The sequence below is a fragment of the Micromonospora sp. NPDC049107 genome (genome assembly GCF_040648595.1).
Taxonomy (GTDB): domain Bacteria; phylum Actinomycetota; class Actinomycetes; order Mycobacteriales; family Micromonosporaceae; genus Micromonospora.
Genome location: NZ_JBEZEC010000001.1, coordinates 480,300 through 497,247, shown reverse-complemented (window position 1 = coordinate 497,247; position 16,948 = coordinate 480,300). Strand labels below are relative to the sequence as shown.

The following is a 16,948-nucleotide window of genomic DNA, read 5'->3' as shown; positions in this document are numbered from 1 at the left end:
CCCAGTCCTTAATTGACTGTTTCCCCGGCACCTGGAGAGGGCGCACGCCACAATGGCCGACATCGCCTTCACACGACGATGCCGGCACTGATTAATTCGGCTGAGGAAAGGGCCACCACAATGGTCGGCGGACAGATTTCCGCCGACGGTGGACACAATCGCGGTATCCGGCCCCGAGCCAGATACTTCACGCAGGAAGTATCTTAGGGTCGGGCCGGGTGGACCTGTCAAGGGTCCGGACGGTCGGTCAGAGCTGGGCGAGCACGGTGAAGTCGAGACCGTCGGCCTCGGCGAGGTAGATCCGCTGGCGCACGTGCCGCCGACGCAGCCGCAGCCGACCACGCGGCCCGTGGTACGCCACCGAGTCGGCAGCCGTCTCGATCGCCCGTACGTCGAGGGTGCGGGCCTGCGCGATCAGGGCGGCGAGCAGCATCACACCCTCGTAGCAGGACTCCCCCAGACTGCCCAGCGGCGGCGCCTCCACCCCGAACCGGCGGGCGAACTCGCCGTGGAAGTCCAGGTTCTCCTGCGTCACGAGACCGGCGAAGAAGCCCGCCGTGCTGTAGAGCCGCCGCGTCGCGCCCACGCCACTGGCCAGCAGCATGTTCTCGTCCATCAACGTGCTCAGGCGCAGGCAACGCTGGTCCATCCCGGCCCGCCCGAACGCCCGGTTGAACCGCACCGCGTCCGCGCCGACGAGCAGCATCACCACCGCGTCGGCCTCGCTGCGCTCGATCTGGCGCAGCACCTCGTCGAAGTCGTGCGTCTCCAACGGCAGGAACGCCTGCCCCACCACCCGACCGCCGCCGCGCACCGCGTACCGCTGGGCCGCCCGCGCGGTACGCCGGGGCCACACGTAGTCGTTGCCGACCACGAACCAACGGCGCACACCCTGCTCGCCCGCGAGCAGCCGCATGGCGGGCCACAACTGGGCGTCCGGCGTCTCGCTGGTCAGATAGACCCCCTCGGTACGCTCACCGCCCTCGTACAGCGCGGTGTAGACGTACGGCACGCGGTGGGCGACCCGGGGCGCGAGCGCCTGCCGTACCGAGGAGATGTGCCAACCGGTCACGCCCTGCACGGCCCCCACCGACACCAGCGCCTCGACCTCGGCGGCCACCTCGGCGGGCGGGGCGCCACCGTCGACCGGCACCAGCCGTACCTCCCGGCCCAGCACCCCGCCGCAGGCGTTGATCTCCTCGACCGCGAGCTGGGCGCAGAGTTCGCAGGTCGGGCCGAACATTCCCGCCGGCCCGCGCATCGGGTACACCAGCGCGATGCTGACCACGGCCCGATCGACGGTGAGCCACGGCGGTGCCGGCGCGGACATGAGCACATGATTGCCCGGCCCAGGTCGGAAGACCAGAGTTCACCACGGACCGGGACGACTCGCTACCATGACAGGGCCCACCGGCCCAGGGAGTTCCATGTCAGACGTGCCCGGGGCGCCAGCCGACCTGCTGCGCTCGCTCACCCGCGCCGAACGGCTGCTCTCCCGCCGGTTGGCCGCCGTCCTGGCCGACGACGAGCTGACCACCGAGGCGTGGCGGGTGCTCTGCCTGCTCGCCGACGGTCAGGGCCACCCGATGAGCGAGGTGTCCGCCGAAGCCTCGCTGCCGCCGGGCACGCTCACCAAGCTTGTCGACCAACTCGTCGACCGTAACCTCGTGTTCCGGCGGATCGACGTGCTGGACCGCCGACGGATCCGGGCCTACCTGACTGCCCGCGGCCGCCGCGAGCACGCCCGCCTCGACGAGCGGGTCCGGGCCAGCCTCGCCGAGGTGGGCGTACCGGCCGACAGCGCCCTGCTCGACGACCTCGCCGAGCTGATCGCCCGCCTCGACCCGGCCGGTCGCCGCGACCACGCCGAGGCGGCCGGGCCGCGCCGCTGACGTCGGGCTCACTCCACCTTGGTGAGCAGCGGCTTGCCCTTCTCGACGACGTACGTGGCCAACTCGACGGCCACCCCGTCGCCGACGTTGCGGGCCTGGTGGTGGACCCCGTACGGCACGGTCAGGGCGTCACCGACGTTGCACACCACCGGCGGCTGACCGTCGAGGGTGTACTCCAGCGACCCCTGGAGCACACAGATGATCTCCTCGCCGGGGTGGAAGTGCTTGAACGGCGGCGAGTCCGGCGTGAACTCCACCCGGCTCTGCACGACCTCCCGGCCCTCGATGCTGAGATCGTGCCGCTGAAGGTCGACGCGCCACAGCCCGGGAGCGCCCTCCACGGCTGTCGGACTGATGCCCTCGGGTCGAGCATTTCCACTCATCACGGCCTCCTGTGAGCCCTCCGGCGACCGACGATCGCACCTTCGGAGACTAGGAGCATTCCGATCCGGCGGGGCCGAGATGCCGCATAACGGCGTCGGGGTTCAGGCCATGACCAGAGGGTTCAAGGAAGGGCCCCCTCCTAACGCCTGGTGTATAAGAAGGGGCCCTTCCTAACGGGATCAGCCCTGGACGCTCGCGCCCACCCCCGCGTCGAGGTGGGCGCGCAGGGTGTGTGCGTCGGGCGCGGTGGCGCTCCACAGCGTCGCCGGACCACCGGCCAGGGGCAGCCGCGCGAGCGTGCCCTCGACCATCGCGGGCTCGGCGGGGCGCGACGGGTCCACCACCAGCAGCGACCCGGTGGCCGACGCGCCGCCGAGCACCGCCGGGCCGGCCCAGCCGGGCGCACCCGGCCCCACCGCCAGCGACTGGCGCAGCAGCGGCCGGCCGTCGTAGTCGACCCGGGTGTGCACGACGGCGGCGCCCGGCGTCTCGCCGTACCGGCCGCAGATCACCTCGTCCCGCCAGGTCAGCCGCGCGTCTGCGGCCAGCTCGATGCGGGACTCGGCGAGGTGCGCGCAGCCGGCCGCCGCGACCAGTTGCTCGGGCAGCCAGTGCAGTGCGCCGCCGTCGTGCACCACGGCGCGTACCGCCATCCGCGACACGGCGCCGGGCCGGCCGGGCAGGGCCACCGAGGCGGCGACGCTGTGCACCCGCACCGCCGCGCCCGGCCCCACGTCGATCTCCAGCCGCAGGTCGTCGCCGGCGAGCGGGCCGGCCGCCCCGCCCACCACGTACACGGTCACGACGCGACCGTCCCCGGGCGTCTGGCGCAGCAGCAGCGGCGTCTCGCCGCGCAGCTCCGTCAGGGTCGTGCCGCCCCGGCCGTCGGCGCGGGCCACCACCCGGGCGAACGCGCGCATCAGACCGGGCCGGCCTGCGCGGCGATCGGGTGCAGGGCCGCGTGGTGGGCCAGCTCGTGGCGGATCCAGTCGGCGACCCGACCGGCCGTCGGGTCCCCGACGATCGACAGGAACACGGTCGGCAGGTCGCCGCGCCGGGCCCGCGCGTCCCGGTCCATGACGGCCAGGTCCGCGCCGACCATGGGCGCCAGGTCGGTCTTGTTGATCACGAGCAGGTCGGCGGAGGTGACCCCGGGGCCGCCCTTGCGGGGCACCTTGTCCCCGCCGGCCACGTCGACCACGAAGATCTGCCGGTCCACCAGGCCCCGGCTGAACGTGGCGGTCAGGTTGTCCCCGCCGCTCTCGACCAGCACCAGGTCCAACGGGCCAACCGCCTCGGCCAGCTCGTCCACGGCGTCGAGGTTGGCCCCGATGTCGTCGCGGATGGCGGTGTGCGGGCAGCACCCGGTCTCCACCGCGCGGATCCTGCTCGGGTCCAGCACGCCGGCCCGCTTGAGGAAGTCCGCGTCCTCGGTCGTGTAGATGTCGTTGGTGACCACACCGAGGCGCAGCTCGTCGGCGAACGCCCGGCACAGCGCCGCCACCAGGGCGGTCTTGCCGGACCCGACCGGCCCGCCGATGCCGACGCGCAGCGCCCGGCCGGCCCGCGCGAGCGGCGGATGCGGGTCCACCCCCGGCTCGGGGTGGGTGTGCGGAACAGTCTCGTCGTGCGGGTCGGCAGTGGGCGCAGCGATCGGCGAAACGGTGTCAGGACGCAAAGAGACGCACCTCCCAGGTGGCATGAGCTTCGGCGTAGATGTCGGCAAGGGGCGCGGCCGCCGCGGGCAGCCGCTCGGGTGGATCGTGGGCGGCCCGCGCCGCGTCGGCGGCGGTGCCGTCGCAGAGGTCGGTGAGACCGACCAGCAGGGCCTGCACCTGGTACGGATCGAGACCGAGCAGGCGTACGCCGGCACTGGCCGCGCCGGTCACCGTCCCGTAGGCGGCGACCGTCGCGGTCTCGGCGCGGTTCAGGCCGGCGGCGGCGCAGAGCAGCCCGAGCACCAACGGCTGGTGCGCTCCCTGCGGTGTCGCGGGCAGATCGTCGAACGGGCCAGCCGACCAGATGGCCCGTCCGGCACGCAGCAGGGCCCGGCCCTGGCGGCGGGACACCCCCCGCAGCGCCGGTGACGCGGTACGGGCGTCCAACTCCGCGTCGAGCCGCGCCAGCGCGTTCCGGCACGGGCTGGCGTCGGCCGGCGCCTCCCCGCGTACGGCCGAATCAGCCGCCACCGCCGGGCGGACGCCGGGATCGGTCGGCGTGTTCGCCCGCCGCGCGGGATGGCCGAGGCCGGCCGGGCGCGCGCCGGGGCCGACGCTGGCCGGCGTGACCGCCGCCCGGTGCGCCGCCGCCGCGAACGCCGCGCCGACCAGACCGGCGGTGGCCAGCCGGCCGACGAGGAACGCCTCCAACGAGGCCAGGTCGGTGACCCGGCCGGCGGCGACGGCGGCCTCCAGACCACCGGAGTGCGCGTGCGCGCCGGCCGGGAAGCGACCGTCGGCGAGCAACAGGAGCAGGCTCGACGTCGGCATCAGAACAGGAAGTACCGCTGGGTCATCGGCAGGCGGGGCACCGGGTCCGGTTCCACCACCTCCCCGTCGATCCGCACGGTGAAGGTGTCCGGGTCCACCTCGATTCGGGGCATCGCGTTGTTCTCCGGCAGGTCGGCCTTGCCCCGCGAGCGCACATCGGCGACCGGCACCACCCGTCGCCGCACGTCCAGGCGCAGCCCGGCGTCGAGGGCGGCCGGCGCGACGAACGCCAGGCTGGTGGCCGCCGCCGCGACGCCGTACGCCCCGAACATCGGTCGCGGCAGCATCGGCTGCGGCGTCGGGATGGACGCGTTGGCGTCACCCATCTGGGCGTACGCGATCATGCCGCCCTTGATCACCAGGTGTGGTCGTACGCCGAAGAACGCCGGGTCCCACAGCACCAGGTCGGCCAGCTTGCCCGGCTCGACCGAGCCGACCTCGCCGTCCAGCCCGTTCGCCATCGCCGCGCAGATGGTGTACTTCGCCACGTACCGCCGGGCCCGGTGGTTGTCGGCGGCCCCGTCGCCGGGCAGCGCGCCCACCCGCTCCTTCATGACGTGCGCGCTCTGCCAGGTCCGCAGGATCACCTCGCCCACCCGGCCCATCGCCTGCGCGTCGGAGCCGATGATGGAGATCGCGCCGAGGTCGTGCAGCAGGTCCTCGGCGGCCATCGTGGACGGTCGGATGCGGCTTTCGGCGAAGGCCAGGTCCTCGGGCACGGACGGGTTGAGATGGTGGCAGACCATCAGCATGTCCAGGTGCTCGGCGAGGGTGTTGGCGGTGTACGGCCGGGTCGGGTTGGTCGACGACGGCAGCACGTTGGGCTCGCTGGCCACCGTGATGATGTCCGGCGCGTGCCCGCCGCCCGCGCCCTCGGTGTGGTACGAGTGGATGGCCCGGCCGCCGATCGCCCGCAGCGTGTCGGCCACGAACCCGGCCTCGTTGAGGGTGTCGGTGTGGATCGACACCTGCACGCCGGAGGCGTCCGCCACCCGCAGGCAGGCGTCGATCGCCGCCGGGGTGGTGCCCCAGTCCTCGTGCAGCTTGAACCCGCCCGCGCCGGCGCGCAACTGCTCCCACAGCGCCTCTGGCGAGACGGTGTTGCCCTTGCCGAGCAGCAGGACGTTGACCGGCAGCGTGTCCAGCGCCTCGTGCATGCGGGCCAGGTGCCAGGCGTTCGGGGTGACGGTGGTGGCCCGGGTGCCCTCGGCGGGGCCGGTGCCGCCGCCGACGAGCGTGGTGACGCCGCTGGCGAGCGCCTCGGTGACGATCTCCGGGCAGATGAAGTGCACGTGGGTGTCGACGGCGCCGGCGGTGAGGATCCGGCCGTTGCCGGCGATCACCTCGGTGGCCGGGCCGATGACCAGGTCGGGGTGGACGCCGGGCATGGTGTCCGGGTTGCCGGCCCGGCCGAGGGCGACGATCCGCCCGTCCCGCAGGCCCACATCGGCCTTGACGATCCCCCAGTGGTCGAGCACCACCGCGCCGGTGATGACGGTGTCGAGGGCGCCCTCGGCACGGGTGGCCCGTGACTGGCCCATCGACTCGCGGATCACCTTGCCACCGCCGAAGACCGCCTCGTCGCCGCCCACGCAGTGGTCGGTCTCGACCTCGATCAACAGGCTCGTGTCGGCCAGCCGGATGCGGTCGCCGGTGGTGGGCCCGTACAAATCGATGTAGCGGTCCCGCCGCACGGCGCTCACCGCGCCGGCCCGTCGGTCGTCGGTCTGGCTGGTGACGCGGTGTCCAGGGGCCCGGCGCACTCGCCGCGCAGGCCCGGCACGACGCGCGCGCCGCCGAGCGGCACCAGGTCGACGCTGCGGCTCACGCCCGGTTCGAACCGGACCGAGGTACCCGCCGGGACGGCGAGACGCTGCCCCCAGGCGACGTCCCGGTCGAACGCCAGGGCCGGGTTGGCCTCGGCGAAGTGGTAGTGCGAACCGACCTGCACCGGACGGTCGGCGGTGTTGACCACGACCAGCGTGGTGACCGGCCGACCCACGTTGATCTCCACCGGGCCGTCCGCCGGCAGGATCTCCCCGGGGATCACGGGATCGGGTGGTGCACCGTCACGAGCTTGGTGCCGTCCGGGAACGTGGCCTCCACCTGCACCTCCCTCAGCAGCTCGGGGATGCCGTCCTGGACGTCGTCGCGGCCGAGCACGGTCCGGCCGGCCGACATGAGGTCGACCACCGAACGCCCGTCCCGGGCCCCTTCGAGCAGGAAGGCGGTGATGATCGCGACGGCTTCGGGATAGTTGAGTCGCAGGCCGCGCTCGCGGCGGCGGCGGGCGACATCGGCCGCGACGTGGACGAGCAGGCGGTCCTGCTCGTGCGGGCTGAGGAACACGAGATTCTCCGGTGGGGTTCGGCGTGGTCGGCTCGCCGTCGGCTCCGCGCTGAGCCACGCCCGGACAGCACCACCCGGGGTACGAGCTGGGATCACACGACCGCCGTGACGACCGTCGACGGGGTGGCCCGGGACTCCACCATCCCGGCCCGCACGACGGGCACCCGGCGGTGTCGGTCGGATGCGGACCGCACCGCCCACCGCTTCAGCAGACCGTAGAGGATCGTCACCGGCGGCGGCAACAGTGTGCCCGGGATGAGAGATCACGCTGGGACGTCGGACAGTTGACTCGATCCGCGCCGCAAGGCGGTCCGCCGACGAGCGCGCTGATGGGATCATGACGGGGGCGGTAGTGTCCGCTCCGGCACGGCTATCCACAGTGGAGGTAACCGTTGGGTGAGTCCCCGCCCCCCGCACCGGCCGGCGGCAACAGCGACGACCGCCGGATCAGGACCCTCGCCGTGATCGGCGTGGCGGCGAACGTCCTCGGCGTGGTGACCGCGGTGGAGAGCTGGCTCAAACAGGACGTGCTGTTGTTCGCCCTCACCCTGACGGCGGTCCTGGTGCTCGGGGCGTTCTGGCTCTGGCGGCGGCGGACCCGCGTCGCGATCGCGTTGCTGGCACTGGGTTGCCTGCTGCTCGGCGGTGTCCTGGCGAGCCAGCTCCGCGATTCGTCGACGCCGCCACCCACCGCCGGCTCCTCGTCGACGTCACCGCCCGCCGCCGGAGGGCCGACGGCGGCCGCGACGCCGAGCGCCAGCACGGCCGCGCCGCCCGCCGGCCAGACCACCCCGACCCCCGGGGGTACGACGGACCCCGACGCGCCCCGCACCCTCGTCGAGCAGACCGTGGTGCTGCCCCGGGAGGCCGCCGTCGACGTCGACAAGCGGGATCAGCCGGTCGTGCCGCACCACTCCGACGGGGCCACGGACGGGCTCGACCTCTACCACGATTGGGGCGATCTGCGTTCGGACAACATCCAGGTCGCCAACGCCCCGAGCGTGTACCAGTACTCCGGCGGCAACCCCGGCCAGGCGTACGCGGGGTGCGTCGCATCCGCCACCGGCTCGGCGCGGGCCTTGTTCACGCCCGGCGCCGACTGGTGCTTCCGCACCTCGGAGGGACGCCTCGGGTTCGCCACCATCACCAACGACAGCCGCGCGGACAAGGCGTTCGTCGTGCGCGTCGTGGTCTGGGACGCAACGGGCGGCTGACGCTGCGCCGCATCGCGTCGCGGAGCCCGCTGCTGCCGAGGAGCGGACGCATTGAGGTTACGGATGCCGTGCTTCGTCGTCCGCGAACGCGCTCTCCGCCGCGGCGTTTCCAGTTGGTAGGGTCGCGGCGTGACGACGAGCGCGGGCCTTGAGGCTGGCGTTCCGCCGGAGCTGCGGCGGTGGAAGTGGGAGCATCCGGTCAGCCCGCGCTGGCTGCTCCTCGGCGACGTCGGCTTCGAGTGCTCCTACGAGATCGACATCCCGCTGGCGCTGTGCGCGGAGATCGAAGGAGTGTTCGTCGACCTGCCGCCACGGCCACGGGAGCGGTTCACGCTCGTCGGTTGCGCCCCGGCCGGCGCCCTCGCCGACCTGCTCGACCGGCTGCCCGCCGAGGCACTCGGAACCGAAAGTGCCTGGCTGGGGAACGTCTCCGTAACGGCGCCTCCCCCACTACCAGGCACGCCGCCGTCCTGGTGGGGCGAGGACCTCGCCGACGTCGTCGTCCTCGCGCAACGGCCAAACGCGACGATGCCGGAGACCGTGGACATCGACCTCGACGGGTTCGTCCACGTCTACGACCGCACGGACGCTGTCGAACGTCCTAGCGACGACGTCACCGAATTCGTACTCCTGAGCCCGGACGAGGCACCCTACGGCACCTGTCGGGACGTCATCGGCGTGTTCCGCGAGCAAGCCGAACCGCCGGTGCCGCAGGTCCGGCTGCTCGGCTGCCGACCGGAACCACTGTTGCTGGATGCGCTGGACGCGGTCGGGCAGTCGACCAAGGGCTGCCTGCGCCGCCGCCGGATCCGCTCCGAGGTCTACCTGGTCGCCGCCGACGGTTCGATCAGCCCGGTCATCGCCGCCGTGGTGTCCGGAACCGTCCAGGCCGGCGAGCCATCGCGCCTCGGTCCCGGACTCCTCGACGTGACCGTCGACAGCGACCCGCAGGAACCGATGCCGACCGGCGTCCTGGGCATCCTCAGGCACTGGTGGGCCGGACGGCCCGTCGAGAAGAACCTGTGGGCCGGCTACGACCGGGAGCTGCGCCACCGCTGGGCAGGAGCAGCACTCGCCCACCAATCCGGCGTGCCGGACCGGCCGGCCGGCAGCACGTACGAACTCGACGGCCGGTTCGTCACCGACGTTGAAGGGTTCTACTGCGCGATCGGCGAGGCGATCAACGGGCCGGGCGGATACTTCGGTTGGAATCTCGACGCCCTCGACGACTGCCTCGCCGGAGGGTTCGGCGCGCATACACCATTTCGGCTGGTGTGGCACAACTCTGCCATCGCCCGCGAACACCTCGTCGCCGGCTACGACCGGCGTTTGCTGCGTCCGGCGACGACGTTGGAGTATCTGCTGGGCATGCTCACCGAGCACCAGGTTGAGATCGACTTGCGCTGAGCCGTGAGCCGACGGGATCGCCGATCGCGCCACGGGTTGGCGGTCTGCCGGATGAACGACAAGACCCTCGGCGATCAGAGCTGAAAGTTGCTGGATAGACGCGGGAGCCTAGGGTTGCGGGGTGAACCTTGACTACTACTCAGCGGCCGAAGGTGTCGACATCGCGGGTGCCCGTGCTGAGCTTTGTCACCTCGCTGAACTGGTAGCAAGCGGAGGCGAGTTGAGCCTTGCGCCGTCGGCTCACTCTCGGCACCTACGGGGTGTTCTCATCGAAGCGACACAGGGGCCCGTCGTCATTGGTGTCGACGATCGCCACTATCTCAGCATCCACGGTGGCGCGGAAAGCCGGTCGCTCCTCGCCGACCTGCTACGCCAGGTAGCCAGCATGGACGACGGCGGCCACGTTCACCTCGAGTACTTCGAGGACCACTATTTTCTGGCACCAGACAGCGTGCCGCTCATAGTCAACAGTCCTCATGGCGGGATGCCTCGGCACTAATCAAGCCCCCGCTCGTCTCAGGACGGCCCGGCGGTCCAGGGCGCGTCCGGCCCGGTTCGGTAGGCGCTCTCGCCGGGGCCGAGGTCGAGGACGTCGAGCAGCGTGAGGTCGTGTTCCACGGCGTGGTGAAGGTGGCTGAGCTTGCCCGTCGCGGGGTCGGCGTCGCTCGCGCCGATGAGTTGCCAGAGTCCGTCGTCGGCGTCGTGGCTGACGTACAGGATCGGCTCTTTCTGGTCGAAAACCTCGCTGGTCTGGATGCTGTTGGTCCCCAGCAGCCAGTGCTTCATCCACCGCGCGCGTCGGTCACGCTCCATGACGAGGTCCACCACCCACCAGATGAACGGCAGATCCTCGTGTGCGCGGGCCTCGGTCGCGGTGAGGTCCGGGCCGCCCTCGGGGACTCGCTCGAACGGCTCGTCGACGAGCGAGCAGGCGTAGCTGTTCTCGCTGTCGAAGATGATCGCGTGGAAGCTGGCGCCGCCGGGGTTTCCGGCCCCGATCCCTACCGTGAGCCGGGCGACGTGCTGCTCGGAGTTGGTCGTCCAGCCGAACGCGTACGAGGCGAGTTCGCCGTGGGGCCCGACGAACTCACCGAAAGCGCGCCGTTCCACACCCGAGCCGGCCTGCGTCTCGGTCAACCGGCCCTCGATCACCTTCGGATTCACGCGGCGAGACTACCGGCACGGACGGAACGGGAGGTAGGCGGCGGGGCGTCGCTGGGCGCTGGCGCGCCGCCTACTCAACGACCAACGATCGCGGGCTCCGGCGTCGGGCGGGGTGTCGTCGTGCCGGCGAAGGGGATGTCCGGGAGGTCCGCCGCCGAGGGCTGGGCGTCGGGGTGTTGCCACAGGCCGCGCTGGCGCAGGATCGGTAGCACCCCCTCGCCGAACCAGTACGCCTCCTCGAGGTGGGGGTAGCCGGAGAGGATGAACTCGTCGATGCCGAGCGCGTGGTACTCGGCGATCCGGTCGGCGATCTCGCGGTGGCTGCCCACCAGGGCGGTGCCGGCCCCACCGCGTACCAGGCCGACGCCGGCCCACAGGTTGGGTGCGACCTCGAGGCTGTCGCGAGAGCCGCCGTGCAGGTCGAGCATCCGGCGCTGCCCCTCCGACTCGCTGCGACGCAGCCCTTCCTGCACCGCCTTGATGTCGGCCTCGGCGATGCCGTTGAGCAGCCGGCGGGCCTGTGCCCACGCCTCGTCGGCGGTGTCGCGGGCGATGACGTGCAGCCGGATGCCGAAGCGCAGCTCCCGACCGGCCTGGGCGGCCAGGGCCCGTACCCGGTCGATTTTGTCGGCGACCTGGGCCGGCGGCTCGCCCCAGGTGAGGTAGACGTCGCTGTTCCGCACGGCCACGGGCAGGGCGGCGGCGGACGAGCCACCGAAGTAGACCGGCGGCGTGGGGTCGGGCAGCCGGTGCAGTCGCGCCTGCTCGACACGCAGGTGGTCGCCCGCGTGGTCGACGGTCTCCCCCCGCCACAGCGCGCGGACGACGTGCAGGAACTCGTCCGTGCGCGCGTACCGGGCGTCCTTGTCCAGGAAGTCGCCGTACGCCCGCTGCTCGGTCGACTCGCCGCCGGTGACCACGTTGAGCAGCAGTCGGCCCCGGGACAGCCGCTGGAAGGTGGAGGCCATCTGCGCGGCCAGGGTGGGTGAGGTCAGGCCGGGCCGGAACGCCACCAGGAACTTGAGGCGTTCGGTGACCTCGGTGAGCATCGCGGTGCTGAGCCAGGCGTCCTCGCACCACGCGCCGGTCGGGGTGAGCGCGCCGACGAAGCCGAGTTGCTCGGCGGTGCGGGCGATCTGACCCAGGTAGGCCACGCTCGGCGGGCGGGCGCCCCCGGCCGTGCCGGTGGGTACGCCGTGTCCACCGCCGACGACGTCCCGGCTGTCGCCGTTGGTGGGCAGGAACCAGTGGAAGGTGAGGGTCATCGGGACTCTTTCCGTGTGTGCGCGCGGCGCTCCTGAGGGGTGGGACGAACCCGCCGACAGCCTACCCATAAAACCTATCGGGTTAGTAGGCTACCGCCCACGCCGGTCGACGCGGCCCGGCTCATCCGCTCATGTCAAGGAGCCGCCATGCGTACCCCCTCACCTGTTCGTCCCCTGCTCACAGCGGCGTTCACCGCCCTCGTCCTGCTCGCTGCGGGCGGCGTGAGCGCCTGCGGCGGGTCCGCCGATGCCGGTGACGACGGGGGCAAGCTGCGGATCGGCTACCAGCGCTTCGGCGGGCTCAGCCTGGTCAAGGCGCGCGGCGCGGCCGCCGACGTCGAGTGGTCGCTGTTCGAGAGCGGGCCGGCGCTCACCGAGGCGCTCAAGGCCGGGTCGATCGACATCGGACAGGTGGGCGAGGCCCCGCCGGTCTTCGCCGCCGCCGGCAAGATCCCGTTCTCCATCATCGGCACCTCCGCGCCGATCCCGCAGGGTGAGGCCGTGCTGGTCAAGGCCGACAGCGGCTACCGCAGCTTCGCCGACCTCAAGGGCCGGACGGTCGCCCTCAACAAGGGCTCCAACGTGCACTGGCTGCTGGTCCGGCTGCTGGAGGCCAACAGGATGACGCTGCGCGACATCAACGTGAAGTACCTCAAGCCGGCCGAGGGACGGCCCGCCTTCGACAGCGGGCAGGTCGACGCGTGGGTGATCTGGGACCCGTACTTCGCCCTGGCCGAGCAGCCGGGCGTACGGGTGCTCGCCGACGCGACCGGCCTGGCCAGCAACCGCGAGTACGTGCTGGCCGCCCCCGACGCGGTCACCAGGCGCACGGACGACGTCCGGGCGTTCCTGCAGAAGTACCGCGAGGTGACCGACTGGGGCATCGCCAACCCGCAGGAGCGGGCCCGCACCCTCGCGCCGGAGTTGAAGATTCCGGAGGACGTGACCAGCCGCGCCCTGGCCCGCAGCGCCAGGCCGCTCGCCCCGGTCAGCCCGGCCATCGGCGACGAACTCCAGGCGATCACCGACAGCTTCATCGCGCTGGACCTCATCCCGGGACCGGTCGACATCAGGAGCCAGGTGGACGACCGGTTCAGCGCGGTGTTCCAGTGAGTCGTACCCCTCTGCTGGAGACGCCGCCGGAGGTGGCGGCCGAGGCGACGCCCGAAGCGCGCCCCCGGCGGACCCGGCGGTGGCGGCGGCTGCTCAGCCCGGTCGCGCTGGTGCTGGGCTGGGAGCTGGCGGCCCGGACCGGCGTGCTGGCGCCGGAGAAGCTGCCCGCTCCCAGCGACATCCTCGCGACCGGCTGGCGACTGTCCCGCGACGGCACGCTCGCCGTGCACCTGGTGGACTCCCTCACCCGGGCCGGCGCGGGGCTGCTCATCGGCGGCGTGCTGGCACTCCTCCTGGGCACGGTGGCCGGGTTGTTGCGCCTCGGCGACGATCTCGTCGACCCGCCGGTGCAGATGGCCCGCATGTTGCCGCACCTGGGCCTGGTGCCCCTGCTGATCATCTGGGTCGGCATCGGCGAGTCGCTGAAGATCAGCCTGGTGGCGCTCGGCGCGTTCTTCCCCGTCTACTTCAACACGTACGCCGGCATTCGGGACATCGACGAGCGGCTGGTGGAGGCCGCCCGGGCCTGCGGGCTCGGGCCGGCCGCCCGGCTGCGTCACGTGGTGCTGCCCGGGGCGCTGCCGTCGCTCTTTCTCGGCCTGCGCCTCGCGATCGGCGCGGCCTGGCTCAGCCTCGTGGTCGGCGAACAGGTCAACGCCCAGACCGGCATCGGCTTCCTGATGATGGAGGCCCGCGAGTTCAGCCAGACCGACGTGGTGCTCCTCGGCCTGCTCGTCTACGCGCTGCTCGGGCTGATATCCGACCTTGCCCTACGCGTGGCGGAGAGGAGGATGTTGACATGGCGACGCGGACTGCGAGCCACCTGATCGGCGCGACCCCGGTGCTGACCGCGACTGCGATCCGCCGGTCCTTCGGGCCGACGGTCGTGCTGGCCGGGGTCGACCTGCGCATCGCCCGGGGCGAAGTCGTGGCCCTGCTCGGCGGCAGCGGTTCGGGCAAGAGCACTCTCCTGCGCATCCTCGCCGGCCTGGACGGTGAGGCGACAGGTGAGACCGCCGTGCACGGCACCGCCGCCGTGGTCTTCCAGGAGCACCGGCTCCTGCCCTGGAAGCGGGTGGCGGCCAACGTCGGGCTCGGCCTGACCGGCCCGGACACCGCCGGCCGCATCGAGCGGGCGTTGACCGAGGTCGGGTTGGCCGAGCGGCACCGGGCCTGGCCGGCCGAGCTGTCCGGCGGGCAGGCACAGCGGGTCGCCGTCGCCCGGGCGCTGGTCCGCGAACCGGACCTGCTGCTGCTCGACGAGCCGTTCGGCGCTCTCGACGCGCTCACCCGGCTGCGGATGCAGGTGCTGCTGCGCCGGCTGCGCGCCGAACACGGCTTCGCCGCCCTGCTGGTCACCCACGACGTGGAGGAGGCGCTGCTGCTCGCCGATCGGATCCTACTCCTCGACGAGGGACGCATCGCCGCGGACCTGCCCGTCGACCTGGCCCCCACCCGCACGCCGGACGACCCGGGCTTCGGCGCGCTGCGCCGTCTCCTGCTCGACCGGCTCGGCGTTCCCACCACCTGAGGCCCACCACCTGACGAAGCGGAGATGCGATGACCCGCTGGACGCCCGACCCCACCTTCTACCCGTCACCCCGCGAGGCGGCCACCGCGCCGGCCGAGAAGCTCGCCTACGTGGCGGCCTTTGACCGTACGGCGAGCCGCCCGGACGCCATCGTGGTGCTCGACACGGACCCGGACTCCCCCGACTACGGCCGGGTGGTCGGCTGGACCGACCTGCCGCACCTCGGCGACGAGCTGCACCACTTCGGCTGGAACGCGTGCAGCAGCGCGCTCTGCCCGACCGCCCCGCACCCGCACGTGGAGCGGCGCTACCTGATCGTGCCGGGCCTGCGCTCCTCGCGTATCCACGTGATCGACACCCAACCCGATCCCCGCCAGCCGCAGGTGGTCAAGGTGATCGGCCCGGAGGAGCTGGCGAAACGGGCCGGCTACTCCCGGCCGCACACGGTGCACTGTGGCCCGGACGGCATCTACCTGTCCGCGCTCGGCGGCGCGGACGGCGAGGAGGGTCCGGGTGGCGTCGCGATCCTCGACCACACCACCTTCGAGGTACGCGGGGCGTGGGAGGCCGACCGGGGGCCGCAGTTCCTCGCGTACGACGTGTGGTGGCACCTCAACCAGGACGTGCTGGTCACCAGCGAGTGGGGCACCCCGTCGATGATCGAGGACGGCATCATCGGGGAGTTGCTGCTGGGCCGCCGCTACGGTCACGCCATCCACTTCTGGGATCTGGCGAAGCGCCGGCACGTGCAGCGGGTCGACCTGGGCGATCAGTACCAGATGCCGCTGGAGCTGCGCCCGGCGCACGATCCGACGAAGTCGTACGGGTTCGTGGGGGTGGTGATCAGCGTCGAGGACCTGTCCGCCTCGGTGTGGCTGTGGCACCGCGAGGGGGACGCCTGGGCGGTCACCAAGGTGATCGACATCCCGGCCGAGCCGGCCGAGCCGGCGGACCTGCCCGACCTGCTCAAGCCGTTCGGCGCGGTGCCGCCACTGGTGACCGACATCGACCTGTCCGTCGACGACCGGTTCCTCTACGTGTCGTGCTGGGGCACCGGCGAGCTACGCCAGTACGACGTCAGCGACCCGCTGCACCCGGTGCAGACCGGCTCGGTGCACCTGGGCGGCATCGTCCGTCGTACCGCCCACCCGTCCGCCCCGGACGAGGCCCTCGCGGGCGGCCCGCAGATGGTGGAGGTCAGCCGGGACGGCCGGCGGGTCTACGTCAGCAACTCCCTCTACGGCGCGTGGGACGACCAGTTCTATCCCGACGGGGTGGGCGCGTGGCTCGCCAAGCTCGACGTGGACGTCGAAGCCGGCGGGCTCACCCCCGACGAGCGGTTCTTTCCGCACGGCGACGAGTTCCGGGGGCTGCGCGTGCACCAGACGCGCCTACAGGGCGGGGACGCGTCCTCCGACTCGTACTGCTTCCCGTGACCGTCGGGACCCTGGTGACGCTCGCCGCGCTCGGCGCGTTCCACGGACTGAACCCGGCGATGGGCTGGCTGTTCGCGGTGGCGCGGGGCCTTCAGGAGCGCAGCCGTTCGGCGCTGCTGGGGGCCCTGCCACCGATCGCGGCCGGGCACCTGGCCTCGGTGGGGATCGTCGCCGCCCTGGTCACGGCGACCCGCTCGGTGACGGCGAGCACCGTCCTGACGGTGGTCGGCGGGGTGCTGCTGGTCGGCTTCGGACTGTGGCGGCTGCTCTCCGAGCGGCACTTCCGCTGGGCGGGCATGCGCCTGTCGGCGGCACAGCTCGCCGGGTGGTCGTTCCTCATGTCGTCGGCGCACGGCGCGGGGCTGATGCTGCTGCCGGTGCTGGTGGCCGAGCCGGTGTCCGGGGGCCATTCCGGGCACCTGGCCGCCGCGCCGATGGGCGCGCTGCCGGGGTTGGCCGCCGCGGGCGTGCACACCGTGGCGATGTTCGGCACCGCCCTGGTCGTGGCGGTGCTGGTCTACGAGGTGCTCGGGGTGGGGGTGCTCCGCAAGGCGTGGTTCAACGTCGACCGACTCTGGGCCGGCGTGCTGGTGGCGGCGGGGCTGGTGACGCTGATCCGGGCGTGACCGACGCCGACACCCGGCCCCGGTGCGAAACCCTGGGGCCGGGTGCCACAGCGCCGTTACGGCGCTGGCGTCCGATCG

The 16,948-nt window shown here is 72.5% G+C and carries 20 protein-coding genes; 9 read left to right on the top strand and 11 right to left on the bottom strand.

What is annotated here, in order from left to right; genetic code table 11:
* Window positions 1-247 precede the first annotated feature (247 nt).
* Window positions 248-1,330, bottom strand: coding sequence for a substrate-binding domain-containing protein (locus tag AB0B55_RS02055; RefSeq protein WP_357169560.1), 1,083 nt, complete (start codon window positions 1,328-1,330; stop codon window positions 248-250).
* 97 nt (window positions 1,331-1,427) lie between these two features.
* Between AB0B55_RS02055 and AB0B55_RS02050 the strand changes: the two genes are divergently transcribed.
* Complete coding sequence (locus AB0B55_RS02050; protein WP_357117702.1) at window positions 1,428-1,892, top strand: MarR family transcriptional regulator; 465 nt, start codon at window positions 1,428-1,430, stop codon at window positions 1,890-1,892.
* A gap of 8 nt (window positions 1,893-1,900) precedes the next feature.
* Here AB0B55_RS02050 and AB0B55_RS02045 read toward each other — a convergent pair whose 3' ends face one another.
* The 8 genes from AB0B55_RS02045 to AB0B55_RS02010 all read right to left on the bottom strand — a co-directional run bounded on the left by AB0B55_RS02045 (window position 1,901) and on the right by AB0B55_RS02010 (window position 7,344).
* On the bottom strand, window positions 1,901-2,275 hold the full coding sequence (locus AB0B55_RS02045; protein WP_357117699.1) for a cupin domain-containing protein: 375 nt from the start codon (window positions 2,273-2,275) through the stop codon (window positions 1,901-1,903).
* 180 nt (window positions 2,276-2,455) lie between these two features.
* Window positions 2,456-3,196, bottom strand: coding sequence for an urease accessory protein UreD (locus tag AB0B55_RS02040; protein ID WP_357169557.1), 741 nt, complete (start codon window positions 3,194-3,196; stop codon window positions 2,456-2,458).
* Window positions 3,196-3,954: an urease accessory protein UreG gene (gene ureG, locus AB0B55_RS02035; protein ID WP_357117692.1), complete on the bottom strand. Its 759-nt coding sequence runs from the start codon at window positions 3,952-3,954 to the stop codon at window positions 3,196-3,198. Before ureG ends, AB0B55_RS02040 begins: the two co-directional genes overlap by 1 nt.
* On the bottom strand, window positions 3,944-4,765 hold the full coding sequence (locus tag AB0B55_RS02030; RefSeq protein WP_357169554.1) for an urease accessory UreF family protein: 822 nt from the start codon (window positions 4,763-4,765) through the stop codon (window positions 3,944-3,946). Before AB0B55_RS02030 ends, ureG begins: the two co-directional genes overlap by 11 nt.
* Window positions 4,765-6,468: an urease subunit alpha gene (locus tag AB0B55_RS02025; protein ID WP_357117686.1), complete on the bottom strand. Its 1,704-nt coding sequence runs from the start codon at window positions 6,466-6,468 to the stop codon at window positions 4,765-4,767. The genes AB0B55_RS02030 and AB0B55_RS02025 overlap by 1 nt, the downstream gene beginning before the upstream one ends.
* Window positions 6,465-6,815 (bottom strand): urease subunit beta, encoded by a 351-nt coding sequence (locus tag AB0B55_RS02020; RefSeq protein ID WP_357117677.1) that lies wholly within the window; start codon window positions 6,813-6,815, stop codon window positions 6,465-6,467. Before AB0B55_RS02020 ends, AB0B55_RS02025 begins: the two co-directional genes overlap by 4 nt.
* Window positions 6,812-7,114, bottom strand: coding sequence for an urease subunit gamma (locus AB0B55_RS02015; protein ID WP_222957358.1), 303 nt, complete (start codon window positions 7,112-7,114; stop codon window positions 6,812-6,814). The genes AB0B55_RS02020 and AB0B55_RS02015 overlap by 4 nt, the downstream gene beginning before the upstream one ends.
* A 92-nt stretch (window positions 7,115-7,206) precedes the next feature.
* Window positions 7,207-7,344: a hypothetical protein gene (locus AB0B55_RS02010; protein ID WP_357117672.1), complete on the bottom strand. Its 138-nt coding sequence runs from the start codon at window positions 7,342-7,344 to the stop codon at window positions 7,207-7,209.
* Window positions 7,345-7,506: 162 nt separating this feature from the next.
* Here AB0B55_RS02010 and AB0B55_RS02005 point away from each other — a divergent pair, with 162 nt between their 5' ends.
* From AB0B55_RS02005 to AB0B55_RS01995, 3 genes are all read left to right on the top strand, one after another.
* Complete coding sequence (locus tag AB0B55_RS02005; RefSeq protein ID WP_357117669.1) at window positions 7,507-8,328, top strand: hypothetical protein; 822 nt, start codon at window positions 7,507-7,509, stop codon at window positions 8,326-8,328.
* Between the two features lie 129 nt (window positions 8,329-8,457).
* The gene (locus tag AB0B55_RS02000) at window positions 8,458-9,735 is read left to right on the top strand and encodes a barstar family protein (RefSeq protein WP_357117666.1); all 1,278 of its coding nucleotides are present in this window, start codon (window positions 8,458-8,460) and stop codon (window positions 9,733-9,735) included.
* A 121-nt stretch (window positions 9,736-9,856) separates the two neighbouring features.
* Window positions 9,857-10,234, top strand: coding sequence for a hypothetical protein (locus AB0B55_RS01995; protein ID WP_357117664.1), 378 nt, complete (start codon window positions 9,857-9,859; stop codon window positions 10,232-10,234).
* 17 nt (window positions 10,235-10,251) lie between these two features.
* Here the strand turns inward: AB0B55_RS01995 and AB0B55_RS01990 are convergent, their stop codons facing one another.
* Both AB0B55_RS01990 and AB0B55_RS01985 read right to left on the bottom strand, forming a co-directional pair.
* Window positions 10,252-10,899, bottom strand: a complete 648-nt coding sequence (locus AB0B55_RS01990; protein WP_357117661.1) for a hypothetical protein — start codon at window positions 10,897-10,899, stop codon at window positions 10,252-10,254.
* Between the two features lie 74 nt (window positions 10,900-10,973).
* Window positions 10,974-12,164, bottom strand: a complete 1,191-nt coding sequence (locus tag AB0B55_RS01985) for an LLM class flavin-dependent oxidoreductase (protein WP_357117658.1) — start codon at window positions 12,162-12,164, stop codon at window positions 10,974-10,976.
* A gap of 147 nt (window positions 12,165-12,311) precedes the next feature.
* Between AB0B55_RS01985 and AB0B55_RS01980 the strand changes: the two genes are divergently transcribed.
* From AB0B55_RS01980 to AB0B55_RS01960, 5 genes are read left to right on the top strand one after another with little or no spacing between them, the layout of a single operon-like run.
* A complete protein-coding gene (locus AB0B55_RS01980; protein WP_357169551.1) occupies window positions 12,312-13,277 on the top strand; it encodes an aliphatic sulfonate ABC transporter substrate-binding protein in 966 nt (321 codons plus the stop codon).
* Window positions 13,274-14,104: an ABC transporter permease gene (locus tag AB0B55_RS01975; protein ID WP_357117652.1), complete on the top strand. Its 831-nt coding sequence runs from the start codon at window positions 13,274-13,276 to the stop codon at window positions 14,102-14,104. The genes AB0B55_RS01980 and AB0B55_RS01975 overlap by 4 nt, the downstream gene beginning before the upstream one ends.
* Window positions 14,077-14,808: an ABC transporter ATP-binding protein gene (locus tag AB0B55_RS01970; protein WP_357117649.1), complete on the top strand. Its 732-nt coding sequence runs from the start codon at window positions 14,077-14,079 to the stop codon at window positions 14,806-14,808. Before AB0B55_RS01975 ends, AB0B55_RS01970 begins: the two co-directional genes overlap by 28 nt.
* Before the next feature lie 29 nt (window positions 14,809-14,837).
* Window positions 14,838-16,244, top strand: a complete 1,407-nt coding sequence (locus tag AB0B55_RS01965) for a selenium-binding family protein (RefSeq protein ID WP_357169548.1) — start codon at window positions 14,838-14,840, stop codon at window positions 16,242-16,244.
* Window positions 16,241-16,870 (top strand): hypothetical protein, encoded by a 630-nt coding sequence (locus AB0B55_RS01960; RefSeq protein WP_357117643.1) that lies wholly within the window; start codon window positions 16,241-16,243, stop codon window positions 16,868-16,870. Before AB0B55_RS01965 ends, AB0B55_RS01960 begins: the two co-directional genes overlap by 4 nt.
* The last annotated feature ends 78 nt before the right edge of the window (window positions 16,871-16,948 follow it).